Origin of the sequence: Mycolicibacterium sp. MU0050 (assembly GCF_963378085.1) — a bacterium.
GTDB classification, from domain to species: Bacteria; Actinomycetota; Actinomycetes; order Mycobacteriales; family Mycobacteriaceae; genus Mycobacterium; species Mycobacterium wendilense.
On the sequence record NZ_OY726395.1, the window covers coordinates 1369859 to 1385444 of the forward strand.

The window sequence follows — 15586 nt, forward strand, 5'->3', positions numbered from 1 at the left end:
CTATGACACAAGTGTTTTCGGGTCTGGATGCGCTCGCCGGTGCCGCCGGCGCCGAGCTGGGCCCCACCGACTGGTTGACCATTACCCAGGAGCGCGTCGACCTGTTCGCCGACGCCACCGACGACCATCAGTGGATCCATGTCGATCCGGAACGGGCCGCCGACGGGCCGTTCGGAGCCACCATCGCCCACGGTCTGCTGACGTTGTCCCTGCTGCCGCGGTTCATGCAGGAGCTCTACCGCGTCGACGGGGTCAGGATGGCGATCAACTACGGCTTCAACAAGGTCCGGTTCGTCTCGCCGGTGCCGGTGGGCGCGAAGGTGCGTGCCCGCGCGCGCCTGGAGAAGGTCGAGCGGCTCGACTCCGCGGTGCAGGCCACCATGGTCACCACGGTCGAGATCGAGGGCGTCGACAAGCCCGCCGCCGCAATCGAATCGGTGGTGCGCTATGTCGGCTGACCGGTCGGACGACCACAGGGTTGCCACCGCGCAGCGCCTCTACGCGGCGTTGGCGGGCGGCGACAAGGAGGCGTTGACTGCGCTGCTGCACCCCGACTTCGTCGGACACGCGGCCGAGGGGCTGCCGCTGGGGATGGGCGGGGAGCACGTCGGCGGCGAGGCCATGCGCACCAACCTGTGGTGGCGCATCGGCGAGCACTTCCGCGTCAAGGCGATCGCCGAGGACTTTCAGGGCCTGCCCGACGCGCGGCTGATGGTCACCGGCCGCTACCGCGGCACCGCGCGGCGCACTGGAAACCCGTTGGACGCCGCCTTCATTCACGTCATCGCCTTCAGCCCCGACGGACGCATCGTGGCGCTGCAGCAGCTCACCGACACGGCGGCCTGGCACGCGGCGCTCGACGGCCCCGCACCGCTGGAGACGTTCGAGTACCGCGTCGAGGACGGCGTGGCCACCGTGTGCCTGAACCGGCCCGAGCACCGCAACGCCATCGACATGCGGGTGGGCCTGGAAACCCTCGAGGTGGCCCGTCGTATCGAGGCCGACCCCAGCGTGCGGTCCGTGCTGATCTGCGGCAACGGACCCGCCCTCACCGTGGGCGGGGACATCAGCCACTTCGTCGAGGGCGGCCAGACCGAGCGGTTCGGCGATCGCATCTTCGACATGACCCTGCCGTTCCACCAGGCCTTCGACATTCTCAGCCGCGTTCCGGTGCCGATCGTCACCGCCGCGCACGGCGCGGTCGCCGGCGGCGGCCTCGGGTACATCTACACCGCCGATATCGTGATCGCCGCCGAGGGCTCCAAGTTCCTGACGGCCTTCGGCGCGCTGGGGGTGTCCGGCGACGGCGGCGGGACGTGGCATCTGCCACGGCTGATCGGTCCGCGTCGGGCGGCCGAGGCCTACCTGCGCAACAAGCCGATCGACGCGCAGCAGGCCCTGGAGTGGGGGATGATCAACGAAATCGTGCCCGCCGACCAGTTGCGTGAACATGCCCTGGGGGTCGCCCGGGAACTGGCCGCCGGGCCGACGCGGGCCTATGGCGCCATGCGGGGGCTGCTGCGGGATTCCTGGCGCAACAGTCTGTCGGATCACCTGAAGGCGGAATCTCACGCCATCAAGATCACCGCCGACACCCGCGATGCCGCGACCGCGATCAACGCGTTCCTGGCCAAACAACAACCCACATTCATCGGAAGGTAAGAACATGTCGGGGCTGATGAACGAAAGCGACGACCACCGCGCGATCCGGGAGACGGTCGCCGGGATCGCCCAAAAGTACGGCGCCAGTTATTTTCTCGAACGTGGCCGCACCGGCGGTGACATCGAGGAACTCTGGAAGGACCTCGGTTCGTCCGGGCTGCTCGGCGTCCACCTGCCCGAGGAGTACGGCGGTGGCGGCGGCGGCATGGCCGAGGCGGTCGTGGTCGTCGAGGAACTCGCGGCCCACGGCATGCCGCTGTTGATCTGGGTCATCTCCCCGGCCATCTGCGGGAGCATCCTGGCCCACCACGGCTCCGACGTCATGAAGAAGGACTGGCTGCCGTCCATCGCCGACGGCACCCGGAAGATGGCCTTCGGGCTGACCGAACCCGACGCCGGGTCCAACAGCCACAACGTCAAGACCACCGCGCGGCGCACTGAATCGGGTTGGACCCTCTCCGGGTCGAAGTACTACATCTCGGCGGTCGACCAATCCGACGCCATCCTGGTGGTGGCGCGGGACGCGGACCACTCGACCCCGGAGAAGTCCAAGCTGTCGCTGTTCGTGGTGCCCACCGACGCGCCGGGCCTGAGCTACCAGGAGATCGAGACGTCGATTGTCTCACCCGACAAGCAGTTCACCGTCTTCCTCGACAACGTCGAGGTCGGCGCCGACGCGCTCATCGGTGAGGCCGGTAACGGCCTTCGCCAGGTCTTCGACGGCCTGAACCCCGAGCGGATCCTGGTCGGCGCATTGTCCGGCGGCATCGGCCGCTACGCCATCGCCAAGGCCGCCGAGTACGCCAAGGAACGCCAGGTGTGGTCGACTCCCATCGGGGCGCACCAGGGCATCTCCCACCCGCTGGCCGAGTGTCACATCGCGGTGGAGTTGAGCCGACTGGCGACCGCGCGCAGTGCGGAGCTATTCGATGCCGGCGAACCCGCCGGCGAAGCGGCCAACATCGCCAAGTTCGCCGCCTCCGAGGCCGCGCTGCAGGCACTGGACCAGGCCATCCAAACCCACGGCGGCAACGGCCTGTCCCATGAGTACGGCTTGTCGGAACTGTGGTTCGTCGCCCGCCTCATGCGCACCGCGCCCGTCAGCCGGGAGATGGTGCTGAACTTCGTCGCGCAGACCTCGCTGGGTTTGCCGCGGTCCTACTGAGATCGAGCTGAGGAGACACCCATGACCACCACCGAGCACGCCTTCGATGCCATCGTGATCGGAGCCGGGGCGGGCGGACTGTTCACCGCAGCGCGCCTGGCCCACAAGGGATATCGCACCGTCGTGGTGGAACGCCTCGACAAGGTCGGCGGCCGGGCCTCCACCGACGACATCGACGGCTTCAAGGTGAACAACGGGGCCATCGTCATCGAGGTCGGCGGCATCACCCAGCAGACGTGTGAGGAGGTCGGCGCGCCGTTCGACATCCGCGAACCCCAGCCGCCGATCCTGTACCGCATCGCCGGCAAGGACGTCGACGTCACCGGCGGCGGATGGGGTTTCCTGTTGGGCAAACTCACCCGACAGGGCGCCAAGCTGGTCAAGGGCATCGGCGCGGCACGCAACGACTCCGGCCTGCCCGAGGACGAACTCTCCACCGCGGACTGGGTGGCGAAGTACACCAAAAACGAAGGCGTGCACGGGATCTTCCGCAACATGTGCGCCTCGGTGTTCGCCGTCGGCTCCGAAGACCTGCCCGCGCGGGTGTTCCTGACTTACTTCACCCGCAAGAGCGCCTTCAAGCGGTTCGGCTTCCATCCCGAGGGCACCATCGGGCTGTGGAAGGGCCTGGCCGGCGCGGTGGAGCGCCACGGTGGCCAGGTCTGGCTGTCGACGCCGGTGACGAAGATCCTGACCGAGGGTGGGACCGCGACGGGCGTGGTGGTCGAGCGCGACGGACAGCAGCTCACCCTCACCGCCCCGGTGGTGGTCAGCGATGTCGGGCCGGCCGCCACGGTGGAACTGGTCGGCGCGGAGAACCTGCCGTCGGACTACCGCGACCTCGTCAAGCAGGGTGACCGGCCCACCTCGATGATCTCGGTGAACTTCGCCAGCCGCGAGCGCCTGGTCGAGGTGCCCGGCATGCTGAGCTTCGCCAAGTCTCGACGACTGGCCTACGTCGCCAACTTCACCGACATCTGCCCGGAGATGGCACCGCAGGGGTGGAACCTGTATGTCGGTACCGCGGTGCCCAAGCCGTCCGTCGGTGATTTCGACGAGGCCGCGGAGACCGAGTTGTTGCTCCAGGATCTCCGGGACAACATCGAGGACTTCGACACTCGGGCAAAGATTCTCAATATCGCCGTTACCCGCGATGGTTGGCCGCCGCAGCGGGCGGTCGCGGGCTTCGACCTGCCGCACGACACCCCGATCGCGGGTCTGTGGAACGTCGGCGACGGCGTCAAGGAGTACGCCAACGGCGGCACCACCGCCTGCGCGGAGACCGCGCAGTTGGTCGTCGACAAGATCGTGGCCGGGTACCGGCCCGCGGTCGGCAAGTGACCTGATGAAAGAGGGGCGGGCCCGATGCGGGCCCGCCCCTCTTTCTCATAGCGCCTTGATTGCCGAGTAGCTGTCGTTGGCCCGAATCTGTTCGGCGGCACGGGAAGCCATCGCCGCGAACATCTTGTCGCCGCGCTCGGTGGTCTGCACTCCCAGCGACACCGGGATGGTCAGCACCAGCCCGTACATCGCATGCGCCTGATACTCCAACCAGCACTGCTCGGCGCTGTAGCCCTGCACGCCGTAGGACAGCAACCGCCGGTGGTACTCGGCAACAAGGTCGCGCTCGTGGGTGGCCCTGTCCGCCTCGGCCATGGAGTTGCCGATGAAGTACGAGACGTCGATGACCCCTGGTGCGGCGGCCACGCTCTGCCAGTCGACGACGGCGATCGGCGTGGCGCCGCCCTGCGCCGCGAACAGCAGGTTGTCCAGTCGGAAGTCGCCGTGCCACAAGCAGCGGTGCTCGCCGAGGGTGGCCAGCCATGCCGGCACGTGGTCGCCAAGTTGCTGGACCACCGAAACGTGTTCGGGCTGCAGGTGTTGGCCGAACCGCTCCAGCCACATCCCGGTGACCTGTGGTACGGATCCGCCAAGTTGGGTCCACGCCGCCTGGCCGGGCAGCCACTCGTGTTCGCGCAGGGCGGGGTGCGCCCAGGAGGATCCGTGCAGTGCCGCGGCCTGGGCCAGCGCCAGATCCGCCTGGTCCGCCGAGCATCCGGCGATCTGGTCGACCATCTCCGCCGGCCCCATGTCCTCCAACAGCAGGACGAATCCGCACCGGTCATCGGCGATCTCGGCGAAGTAGTGCTGCGGTGCGCGGGCGGCGCTGAGACCCGAGAGGTGCTGATAGTAGAAGACTTCCCGTTGATAGGCGCCGGTGGCGATGGCCATCTGCCGGCTGGTCTCGTCGGTGCTGGAGATCTTCGCGATCATCGTGGCCGGCGCGGTGCCGGCGTCTTCGGCGTAGGTGAGCGTCAGCCGGTAACTGTTGGCCATCTGCCCGGTTCCCACCGGTTCGGCAGACACCTCGGTGACGGTGACCGATGCCCACTCGGGGCGGTGGCGGAGCATGGTCGTCAGCGATTGCGGGGTCAGTTCGGCCAGGGTGTAGTCGGTAAACGCCATCAGCGTGTGGCCTTTCGGGATCGGATCGCGCGATATTCGGGAAGGATCGGCTTGAGCTCGGTGGGCGAGGCGCCGTGCAGGATGACGCCGTCGGCCCCGAGGTCCAACTGGTTCTTGACGGTGGTGGCGCACTGCGCCGGGCTACCGGTCGCCGAGGGGGCCAGCCACTCGTCGGGCAGCAGGGTGGCGATGTGCTCGAGTTGCTCGACCGTGGTGGAAGGGCTGTCGATCACCTTCAAGGCGCCGCCGGGCGGCTGGAAGCTCTGCACGATCGGATCTTGACGAAAGCGCTCCAGCACCGCCGGGTCCCAGTTGTTGGTGCGTACCATCAGGTCGCCGTACCCCTGCAGGTAGGTGGCGAGCCGGCCGACGGTCTTGCGCAGCCGCAGCTCCTCGGGCAGATGATCGCCGATGGTGGCCAAGCAGGACCACACCTCGACCTGTGCGGGGTCACGGCCGGCCGCTTCGGCGGCCTCCTTGACGGTTCGCACGCAACGTTGCAGCGTCTCGTCGGTGAAGAAGGTGTGCAGAATAACCTTGTCGAAGGCCCTGCCGCCCAACGCCAGCGAGTTGGGTCCGAACGCGACGAGGGCCAGCTTCACGTCCTCGTCGAAGTTGGGGTCCAACCGCAGCGCCGGATAGCTGCCCATGGGACCGTCGTGGCCGACGACGGTCTCGCCGCGGAACAACCTTCGCATCACGCGCGCGAAATCCTCCATCTGCGCGGTGGTGATCTCCGGGATGCCGAAGGCGCGTTGCACCGGGACGATTCCACGGCCGAGGCCGAGGGTGAACCGCCCACCGGTCAGGCGATGCATGGTGGTGGCGTGGGCGGCAGTGACGATGGGATGGCGGATGTTGTGATTGGTTGCGCCGGTGGTGATCCCGATGCTCTCGCTGACTGCCCCGACGGCCCCGCAGATGGTCGCGGCCTCTTTGGTGGAGAAGCGTTCCGAGACGAAACATTCCCCGAGTCCGAGTCGTTCGGCGTCGCGGACCTCGGCGATCAGATCGCGGGGTTGCTCTGCCTGGCCGGCCAGGGTGTAGAAGCCGATCTCGGGCATCCGCTCGGTCATGCCTCACCACCGCCCGGGCTGCGACGCGTGGGCTGATGTGCCGGAGTGGTCATCGAGGGGCTCCTTGTCTTGCTGCGACGCGGGTGAGGCGGCCGGGACCGTCCGTGCGGAATGCTTGCGACACAGCACATGCCGGGGCGATCCTGCCTGGAGACTACGTCTTCCCGCGGATTTTTACTTCGCGTTCAAGACTACCGTTGCCGCGGCCGTTTGTAACCTGCGTCATAGTCTGTGCGCACGTCTCGGTCAGGCCGGCGGACGGCTGTCGTGTAGCTGAAGTGTGCAGCGGGCCTGGGTGACGATCCCGCCTTCGTCGTTTCGCGTGGTCACGTCCACGTTCATCAGGCGGCGGCCCTTGCGGGTGATCTCCGTGTCGACGAGCAGGGCGCCGCCGCCGACGGTAGGGGAGCGGACCAGGTCCACCGAGATGGTGCTCAGGAAGTAGTCCTGTCCCGGTTCGCACACCGATTGCGCGGTCAACTCGGCGGCCGTGCTTGCGTAGGCCAGCAGCACGCCCCCGTGCACCGACCGCATGCCGTTGAGCATCCACTCCCGGGGTTCCCAGCTGCCTTCGAGGCGACCGTCACAGCCCGGGGTCATGGCCATCGTCAGGACGTCCTGAAGGGGATGAGCCTGTGGCCGAGTCGATTCCGGATCGGCGGTGGGCAGGACGGCGGTCGGCGCCGTGGCGGCGGTCCGGGGCCGGCGCACCGCTTCGGCCCCGCAGTGCGCGAGCGCGAACGTCGTGGCCCCCGAGCGAAGCCGACCGGCGGACAGCACCCGTGCGGTGCGGGGGTCCACGTACTCGCGCAGGGCGGTCGCGGTGATCTTCCCGCGGGTGGGAAGCGGAGCGGCGAGGGCGACCGAGAGGTTACTGACCACATATTCGAGTCCGGCTTCGGCTGCGGGATAGGCGCTGAAGCCCAGGCAGGTATCGAGCAACACCGCCACGGATGCGAGCGTGCACTTGCCTCGATGGTCGGCAAGACGGGGGTCGATCTCCTGGTCCGCGGTCACCGAGCCGGCATCGATCCGCGGAACGCTCACGCCCATGCTGCGCACGGCGTTGTCGATCGTGAACATCTCGGTGAACGCCGGATGGGTCATCGGGTTTCCTCGCTCCGCGTCGGGCGGGTTCAGGTGTTGACCCAGGTGACGACCTCGTCGAGCGGGGCCCGGGTGGTCCGGTAGGTGTTGGTGGGGTGGTCGAGATCGGGATAGCCGAAGGAGATTCCGCACACAATGGTGCGGTCCGGTGTCAGACCGAGTTCCTCGCGCAGGACGCTGGGGAACATCGCGAGGGCGGCCTGGGCGATGCTGCCGACGCCGTGCGCGGCGGCGGCGAGCATGAAATTGCTGACGTAGCCCCCGCAGTCCACGGCGCCGTAGGGCCCCAGCGCCTCGTCGGCGTGGATGATCGCCACGTGCGGGGCGCCGAAGAAGTTGAAGTTCTGCAGCGTCTGTTGCATCTGCCGCTGGTGATCGCCGCGTTCGATGCCCAGCGCGTTGTAGAGCTGGAACCCGCTTTCGCGTCGGCGCTCGCGGTGGACGCCCCGGTATTCGCGCGGGAACGGGATGTCCGGCGAATCGTCGCGACCGCCGGACGCCGCGGCCAGCAGGGCAGCGCGGAGCCTCTCGGTCCCGGCCCCGCTGGTGATCGCGACCTGCCAGGATTGACTGTTGCACCACGAGGCCGTCAACTGGGCGGTCTCCAGGATTTGACGAATCGTCTGTTCTGCAACCGGTTCCGGTCGATAGGCGCGGTAGCTCACCCGGACCGCCAGCAACTGCGCGAGGATGTCGGCGGCGCCGGCCGGGATGTGGTCGGATCGCCGGGACTCGATGATCGATCGGACGTCGGTGGTCACAAGGATCGGGCCTTTCTGGTGCGTCGGCTCGTGCCCGGGACCGAGCCCGGGGAGGCGCGGCTCGGCCGGGGGCCGCCCGGCAAACCCAGCACGCCAGGCCAGTGTAGCGGCCGGGAGAACGCAGATTAAAAACGGAACTCGGGCAGAGGCGGCCACCTACTGCGGTCTCGCGCAAACTCGCCGCGCTCGGATGTTCCGAGCTGGGGTCGGGTTTGCCCCGCCCGGCCCCATGCCGGTTCAGCCGCCCTACAGTGTGCGCGCAGACCACCTCGGCGCGGACGGCAGTAGCCAATGCGCGTGTGTTCCTTCGCGCCGGCGATGAAGTGTGTTTAATGAACAGTAGAAAGTGCACAGTTCCCCTCGGCATGCGGGGGAGTCGGCCACGAAGGAGGCGCCCCGTGAAGACCAAAGCCGCAGTTCTGTCGGAGTTCGGTAAGCCCTGGACCATCGAGGAAGTTGACGTCGACCCGCCGGCCGCGGGTGAGGTCTTGGTGGCCTGGGAGGCCAGCGGACTGTGCCATTCGGACGAGCACCTGCGTCTCGGCGATTTCGGTGGGCCACTGCCCGAGGTCGCAATGATCGGCGGTCATGAGGGGGCGGGCCGGGTCCTGGAGGTCGGTCCCGGGGTGCGCGATCTGAAGGAGGGCGACCACGTGGTGGCGTCCTTCCTGCCGGCATGTGGCCGGTGCCGCTTCTGTGCAACCGGGCATTCGAACCTCTGCGATCTGGGCGCCTATCTCATGACGGGGACCCAGCCGGACGGCACCTTCCGTCGCCGCTGGAACGGCAAGAACGTCGGCGCAATGGCCTTCGTGGGCAGCTTCTCGCAGTACGGGTCGGTGCCGGAGGCCTCGGTGGTCAAGATCGACGACGACATCCCGTTGTCGAGCGCATGCCTGCTCGGGTGCGGCATTACGACCGGGTGGGGCTCGGCCGTCAACAGCGCGAAGGTCGGCCCCGGCGACACCGTCGTGGTCCTGGGCTGCGGCGGTATCGGCGCCGGCGCCATCCAGGGTGCGCGCCTGGCCGGCGCCGAACACATCGTGGTCGTCGAGCCGGTCGAGGCCAAGCGGGACAAGGCCGTCGAGTTCGGGGCCACGCACTTCGTCACCTCGGCTGCGGAGGCCACCGCGCTGGTCGCCGAGCTTACCCGTGGGGTGATGGCAGACTCCGCGATCCTGACGGTCGGCGTCCTCAAGGGGACGATGATCGACGAGGCGCTCAACATGGTCCGCAAGGGCGGCGCCGTTGTCATGACCGCGATCGCCCCCATCACCGACCAGGCCGTCACCATGTCGATGTGTGTGGCCACGCTGTTCCAGAAGCGCGTGCTCGGCAGCCTCTACGGTGAGGCCAACCCGCGCGCCGACATCCCGCGTCTGCTCCGGCTCTACCGCAATGGTCAATTGCTGTTGGACGAGGCGATCACCGCGCGGTACAAGCTCGAGGATGTCACCACCGGCTATGACGACATGCTCGCCGGTCGCAACATCCGAGGCGTCATGATCCACGAGCACTGATCGGAATACCCCGCGCCGCGGCCGCGATGACGTTCCACCCCAAATCGGGGAGTCATCGCGGCCGCGTTCTCGGTGGTGCATGACGTGGTGCAGCCGGGGTTCGCGTCCGGCCGTGTCCCGTTGCACCCGCGCCCACACTCAGGTGGATCCGGTCAGCACCGAGCTCACCGAGCCGATGCGGGCCGATCGCGCCGGTGTGAGGACCTCGTCTTTTCTGTCGTGGCGGACCGCTCAGCCTGTGCGGCCGGCGCGCCGTGAAGGAGGCCCCTTCCTGGCGACGGAGTGTGCCGGCGGCCCCTTTATTTGAAGCAAGAATCGGCTACTTCGGTCGACGTGGCCGACTTGGCCATTCAGGTTGACGGCTCATCGCAGCTGGCGCCGCCCGTGCGGCAGCCGTGCGGTTGAACTGCGAGAACCTCTCATCTCGGGTTGACCATAAGTTGAGTCATGATTAAGGTGTGTGACACCAGTCATAGGGTCGGCTACCATGGGCGAAACCGGTCCATGCTGTTGTAGCCACAGTTTTTAATCAATGTTAAGGAGACTGAGGGTGGGAAGCGGTAGCAGCAACTTCGGCGGGCGGACCGCCTGACCGATGTATCCGGGAACGCACGCGAAATCCGCGCCGGAACGACCGGCCGCGATCATGGCCGGCTCGGGACGGGTCCTGACCTACGGGCAGTTGGAGGACAACTCGGCGCGCCTGGCCGCCGCGCTGCATGCCGACGGGCTGCGCCCCGGCGATGTCGTGGCGCTGCTGACGGACAACGCCGTCGAAGCGTTCGAGGTTTACTGGGCGGCGCTGCGGTCGGGGCTCTACGTCACGGCGATCAACTGGCACCTCGCCCCCGAAGAAGCCGCCTACATCGTCTCCGACAGCGGTGCCAAGGCGGTCATCTGCTCGGGCGGGGTGCGCGACCTTGGTGAACAGGTCGCCAAGTTGGTCGCCGGAGTGCAGCACCGGTACGCGTTCGGCGGACCCGTGGACGGCTACGGCAGCTACACCGAGTTGCTGGAATCGGTTGGCGACGCCCGGCTCGCCGATCAGCCGCGCGGCGGGGAGATGCTGTACTCGTCGGGGACGACGGGTCGGCCCAAGGGCATCAAGCCGCACCTGCCTCCCGGGCAGATCGACGAGGCGGGTGACCCGCTGGTCGGTCTGCTGCAACACGCGTTCGCGGTGACCGACAAGGACGTGTACCTGTCGCCGGCGCCGATCTATCACACCGCACCGCTGAAGTGGTGCGGCGGCATTCAGGCTCTGGGCGGCACGGTGGTCCTCATGGAGCGGTTCGATGCCGAGCAGGCGTTGGCGGCGATCGAGAAGTACCGCGTGACCGCGACCCAGATGGTTCCGACCATGTTCGTCCGGATGCTGCAGTTGCCTGACGAGGTGCGCGCACGATACGACGTCTCGGCGCTGCGGCTGGCGGTACACGCGGCGGCGCCATGCCCGCCGGATGTCAAGGACGCCATGATCGATTGGTGGGGGCCCATTCTCGTCGAGTACTACGGCGCCACCGAGCAGCACGGGACCACGATCATGACGGCCGCGGAGTGGCAGACCAAGCGGGGCTCGGTGGGGAGGGCCGTGCTGGGCACGCTGCACATCTGCGACGACGACGGCGTCGAACTTCCCCCCGGGCAGGTCGGCACCATCTACTTCGAGCGTGAAGTCGCGCCGTTCGTGTACCACAACGACACCGAGAAGACGGCCGAGTCCCGGCACCGCGAACACGACAACTGGTGCACCGTAGGCGATCTCGGCTATGTCGACGAGGACGGTTACCTGTTCCTGACCGACCGCAAAGCCTTCATGATCATCTCGGGCGGGGTGAACATCTATCCGCAGGAGATCGAGAATGTCCTGACACTGCATCCCAAGGTGTTCGACGTCGCGGTCATCGGCATACCGGACGCCGAGATGGGGGAGCAGGTCAAGGCCGTGGTGCAACTCCGCGAGGGCGTGCGTCCTTCGGACGATCTCGCGGCCGAGATCGTCGCCTACGTGCGCGAGCGCATCGCGCATTACAAGGCCCCCCGCTCAGTCGATTTCGTCGATGAGCTTCCCCGGCTGGCCACCGGAAAACTGGCCAAGCGAGTACTCATCAACCAGTACGTGGAGGCAAAGCAATGACCACTGAAACGACGCAGAGCCAGGTTGACCGCCCGGCGTTCGACCCCATCAGCATCTCCACTCTGGAGTTCTGGTCCAAGACACCCGACGAGCGGGAACCGCTGTTCAAGATCCTGCGCGACGAGCGCCCGGTCAGCTGGCACCCGCCCATCGAGGGCACCATGATGCCGCCGCCGGTGGACGGGGTCTGGGCGATCACCCGCCACGCCGATATCGAGTACGTCAGCAAGCATCCGGAGGTGTTCTGTTCCGGGCAGGGCACCCAGGTCGAAGCCATCCCCGTCGAACTGCTGGAATTGGCCGAATCGTTCCTGTCGATGGACGGCGAGAAGCATTCCAGCCTGCGGCGCCTGATCAGTTCGGTGTTCACCCCCCGGCGCCTCCAGATCATCCGTGACCAGGTGAACAACCAGGCAAGGCAGATCGTCGACGATCTGGTCAAGACCAAAGAGGGCGACTTCGTCGAGCAGGTCTCCAAGCGGCTGCCGATGTGGACCATCTACGAAATGATGGGACTGGCACCGGAACTGCGGGACGAGGTCACCCGTTACGCGGACGGCATGGTGTCGTGGGCGGACCCGGAGATCGCGGCGGGCCGCGAGCCGATGGAAGTCATCGGCCAGTCGTTGTTCGGTCTACGCACCGCCGCGATCGAACTGGCGGATCAGCGCCGCGCGAAGCCCACCGACGATCTGATGTCGCAGCTGGTCCAGGCCGAGATCGATGGGCGACGGCTGACCAACGACGAGTTGGGCGCGTTCTTCGTGTTGCTGTCGGTGGCCGGCAACGACACCACCCGCAACACCACCTCGCTCAACACGATTGCGCTGCAGCAGTTCCCCGAGCAGCGTCAGCTTTTGGTCGACGACTTCGACGGCCACATCCACACGGCGATCGAGGAGTTCGTCCGGTGGGCCACGCCGGTCATGACCTTCCGTCGCACCCTCACGCAGGACACGGTGCTGCACGGTCAGCAGCTGAGGAAGGGCGACTGGGTGCTGCTGATGTACTCGTCGGGCAACCGCGACGAACGTGCCTTCTCCGACCCCTACGCCTACGATCTGCGGCGTAAACCCAACCCCCACGTGGCTTTCGGCGGCGGCGGCCCGCACTACTGCATGGGTGCCTTCCTGGCCAAGATGCAGCTGGAGGCGATGTTCCGCGAACTCATCTTCCGGGCGCCGACCCTGCGGGTGGGCGAGCCGACGCTGCTGCGAAGCAACTTCATGCACGCGGTGAAGTCACTGCCCTACACCCTGGATTAGGAGCTCTCCCATGTCTGAGTTCGGCAACAAGCGCTACGTCGTCACCGGCGCGGCCTCCGGAATCGGTGACGCCACCGCCCGCAAGCTGATCGAGGCCGGCGCGGAGGTCGTTTCCCTGGACCGCAACATTCCGAGCGCACCGGTCAGCCGGCACATCGACGTGGATCTGGCGAATCCACGCAGCATCGATGCCGCCGTCGAGCAACTCGACGGGTCCTACGACGGGTTGATGAACATCGCCGGGATCCCGGGGACAGCACCGGGAGATCTGGTCATTGCCGTCAACAGCCTGGCGGTGCGGCACCTGACCGAGGCGTGCCTCGGACGGCTCACGCCGGGCAGCGCCGTCACCATCGTCTCCTCGACGGCCGGATTCGATTGGCCCGAACGGTTGGAGGCCATCCGCGAGTTGCTGGCGACCGACTCGTTCGAAGCCGGGGCGGCGTGGTTCAAGGAACACCCGCAGCCGGGCAACGCCTACAACTTCTCCAAGATGGTCACCACGGTCTACACCATGTCGATGGGCCTGGCCGCGGCGCAGCAGGGGCTGCGCATCAACGCGGTGCTGCCGGGCCCGGTGGAGACGCCGATCCTGGTCGACTTCGAGGAATCCATGGGTAAAGAAACCCTCGACGGGGTCAAGGGATTGGTCGGTCGGCACGCCACCCCCGACGACATCGCCGACGTGGTGTTGTTCCTGGCCTCGGATGCCGCTCGGTGGATCAACGGCCAAGCCATCGCGGTCGACGGCGGCATCACCGGCGCGATCGCCTCCGGCGTCGTGCCCAAGCCCGAAATCTGAGGGGTGTCATGACTATTCACGCTGATTACCGCGACGCGGCCACGTCCGGCGCGCGTGACGAGTTGCAGTCGGTATTCGCCACCGGCCGGACCAAGCCGCTGCAGTGGCGGCTGGCGCAACTCGCCGGCATCGAGCGGTTGTGTCAAGAACAGGAGGCGGCCATCGCGGAGGCGCTGGCCGCCGACCTGGGAAGGTCCGCGGTCGAAGCCTGGCTCGGCGACATCGCCTCCACGGTTGCCGAGGCCGCGTACGCACGCAAGAACCTCAAGAAGTGGATGCGCCGCAAGCGCGTCGGTTTACCGCTGGCCCAACGGCCCGGAAGCGGCTGGGTGCAGTACGACCCGTTGGGTGTCGTCCTGATCATCGGGCCGTGGAACTATCCGCTCTACCTGAGTCTGGGGCCGCTGGTCGCCGCCGTCGCGGCGGGCAACTGCGCCGTGGTGAAGCCGTCCGAGTTGGCGCCGGCCACGTCGGCGCTGCTGGCCCGGCTGATCCCCAGGTATCTCGACGGGGATGCCATCAAGGTGATCGAGGGCGACGCGGGGACCACGCAGTCCCTGCTGGCACAGGGCTTCGACCACGCCTTGTTCACCGGCGGCACGGAGGTCGGCCGCAAGATCATGGCGGCGGCCGCGCCCACCCTGACCCCGGTCACGCTCGAACTCGGCGGCAAGAGCCCGGTGATCGTCACCGCCGACGCCGACTTGGACGTCGCCGCACGGCGGATCGCCTGGGTGAAACTGCTCAACTCGGGCCAGACCTGCATTGCCCCGGACTACGTTCTGGTCGACCGCACCGTTCGGGACGAGTTGGTGGCCAAGATCGTCGAGACCATCCGCGCGTTCCGGGCCGGTGACTCGCCGTCGTTGCGCATCGTCAACGAGCGCCAGTTCGACCGCCTCGCATCCCTGATCGCCACCGCGAGCGGCAAGGTGGTTGCCGGCGGCGGCTCGAACCGGGCGGAGCTCCGGATCGAACCGACCGTGATCGTCGACCCGGCGCCGAGTGACCCTTTGATGGGCGAGGAGATCTTCGGTCCCATCCTGCCGATCCTGACGATCGAATCGACGGACGCGGCAGTGAAGTTCATCAACGCGCGGCCCAAGCCGCTGGCGTTGTACGTCTTCACGAAGTCGACGCAAACCGGCCGGCGATTGATCGACGCGATTCCTTCCGGCGGCGCGGTCATCAATCACCTGGCCATGCATTGCCTGGTGCCGCAGCTGCCCTTCGGTGGGGTGGGGGACAGCGGCATGGGCGCCTACCACGGTAGGTGGGGTTTCGAGGCGCTCAGTCACCGGCGAGCCGTGCTGGCCAAGCCCGCCAAGCCGGATCCGTCGCTGGTGTATCCGCCCTACACCGAGCGCGCGCTCAAGATCATGAGGAGGTTGTTCTGATGGCGGTTCGAGTTGACACCAGCAAGTGTTCCGGGATCGGCCTGTGCGAGGTCACCGCGCCCGCGGTGTTCGAAGTCGGCGACGACGGCCAAGCGCATGTTCTCGACGAGAACCCGCCCGCCTCGGAGAGACCCGCTGTCGAGGAAGCGATTTCGAACTGCCCGACCGTGGCCCTGTCGATGGACTGAGATCGACCTTGAGATCGCGCGTTCCGAATAGATCATCCAG

14 protein-coding genes are annotated in these 15586 nt (G+C 67.3%); 10 read left to right on the forward strand and 4 right to left on the reverse strand.

What is annotated here, in order from left to right; all coding sequences use genetic code 11:
* The first annotated feature begins 2 nt into the window (after window positions 1-2).
* From R2K23_RS06635 to R2K23_RS06650, 4 genes are read left to right on the forward strand one after another with little or no spacing between them, the layout of a single operon-like run.
* Window positions 3-458: a MaoC family dehydratase gene (locus tag R2K23_RS06635; RefSeq protein ID WP_316515399.1), complete on the forward strand. Its 456-nt coding sequence runs from the start codon at window positions 3-5 to the stop codon at window positions 456-458.
* Complete coding sequence (locus R2K23_RS06640; protein WP_316515401.1) at window positions 448-1662, forward strand: enoyl-CoA hydratase-related protein; 1215 nt, start codon at window positions 448-450, stop codon at window positions 1660-1662. The genes R2K23_RS06635 and R2K23_RS06640 overlap by 11 nt, the downstream gene beginning before the upstream one ends.
* Window positions 1663-1666: 4 nt before the next feature.
* A complete protein-coding gene (locus tag R2K23_RS06645; RefSeq protein WP_316515402.1) occupies window positions 1667-2827 on the forward strand; it encodes an acyl-CoA dehydrogenase family protein in 1161 nt (386 codons plus the stop codon).
* Window positions 2828-2848: 21 nt separating this feature from the next.
* A complete protein-coding gene (locus R2K23_RS06650) occupies window positions 2849-4168 on the forward strand; it encodes a phytoene desaturase family protein (RefSeq protein WP_316515404.1) in 1320 nt (439 codons plus the stop codon).
* Window positions 4169-4213: 45 nt separating this feature from the next.
* Here the strand turns inward: R2K23_RS06650 and R2K23_RS06655 are convergent, their stop codons facing one another.
* From R2K23_RS06655 to R2K23_RS06670, 4 genes are all read right to left on the reverse strand, one after another.
* Window positions 4214-5293 carry a phosphotransferase gene (locus R2K23_RS06655; protein ID WP_316515406.1) on the reverse strand — a complete coding sequence of 360 codons (1080 nt, stop codon included), beginning with the start codon at window positions 5291-5293 and terminating at the stop codon, window positions 4214-4216.
* Complete coding sequence (locus R2K23_RS06660) at window positions 5293-6369, reverse strand: TIGR03857 family LLM class F420-dependent oxidoreductase (RefSeq protein ID WP_316515409.1); 1077 nt, start codon at window positions 6367-6369, stop codon at window positions 5293-5295. Before R2K23_RS06660 ends, R2K23_RS06655 begins: the two co-directional genes overlap by 1 nt.
* 246 nt (window positions 6370-6615) lie before the next feature.
* Complete coding sequence (locus tag R2K23_RS06665) at window positions 6616-7476, reverse strand: PaaI family thioesterase (RefSeq protein WP_316515412.1); 861 nt, start codon at window positions 7474-7476, stop codon at window positions 6616-6618.
* Between the two features lie 29 nt (window positions 7477-7505).
* Window positions 7506-8189 (reverse strand): nitroreductase, encoded by a 684-nt coding sequence (locus R2K23_RS06670; RefSeq protein WP_396893541.1) that lies wholly within the window; start codon window positions 8187-8189, stop codon window positions 7506-7508.
* A gap of 446 nt (window positions 8190-8635) precedes the next feature.
* Here R2K23_RS06670 and R2K23_RS06675 point away from each other — a divergent pair, with 446 nt between their 5' ends.
* The 6 genes from R2K23_RS06675 to R2K23_RS06700 all read left to right on the forward strand — a co-directional run bounded on the left by R2K23_RS06675 (window position 8636) and on the right by R2K23_RS06700 (window position 15546).
* Entirely contained in the window at window positions 8636-9757 is a 1122-nt protein-coding gene (locus R2K23_RS06675; protein WP_316515417.1) for an NDMA-dependent alcohol dehydrogenase, read from the forward strand.
* Window positions 9758-10352: 595 nt separating this feature from the next.
* Window positions 10353-11894: an acyl-CoA synthetase gene (locus R2K23_RS06680; RefSeq protein WP_316515418.1), complete on the forward strand. Its 1542-nt coding sequence runs from the start codon at window positions 10353-10355 to the stop codon at window positions 11892-11894.
* Window positions 11891-13159, forward strand: coding sequence for a cytochrome P450 (locus R2K23_RS06685; protein ID WP_316515421.1), 1269 nt, complete (start codon window positions 11891-11893; stop codon window positions 13157-13159). Before R2K23_RS06680 ends, R2K23_RS06685 begins: the two co-directional genes overlap by 4 nt.
* A gap of 10 nt (window positions 13160-13169) precedes the next feature.
* On the forward strand, window positions 13170-13961 hold the full coding sequence (locus R2K23_RS06690; protein ID WP_316515423.1) for a coniferyl-alcohol dehydrogenase: 792 nt from the start codon (window positions 13170-13172) through the stop codon (window positions 13959-13961).
* Between the two features lie 8 nt (window positions 13962-13969).
* A complete protein-coding gene (locus tag R2K23_RS06695; RefSeq protein WP_316515426.1) occupies window positions 13970-15358 on the forward strand; it encodes an aldehyde dehydrogenase family protein in 1389 nt (462 codons plus the stop codon).
* The gene (locus tag R2K23_RS06700) at window positions 15358-15546 is read left to right on the forward strand and encodes a ferredoxin (RefSeq protein ID WP_316515428.1); all 189 of its coding nucleotides are present in this window, start codon (window positions 15358-15360) and stop codon (window positions 15544-15546) included. The genes R2K23_RS06695 and R2K23_RS06700 overlap by 1 nt, the downstream gene beginning before the upstream one ends.
* Window positions 15547-15586 lie beyond the last annotated feature (40 nt).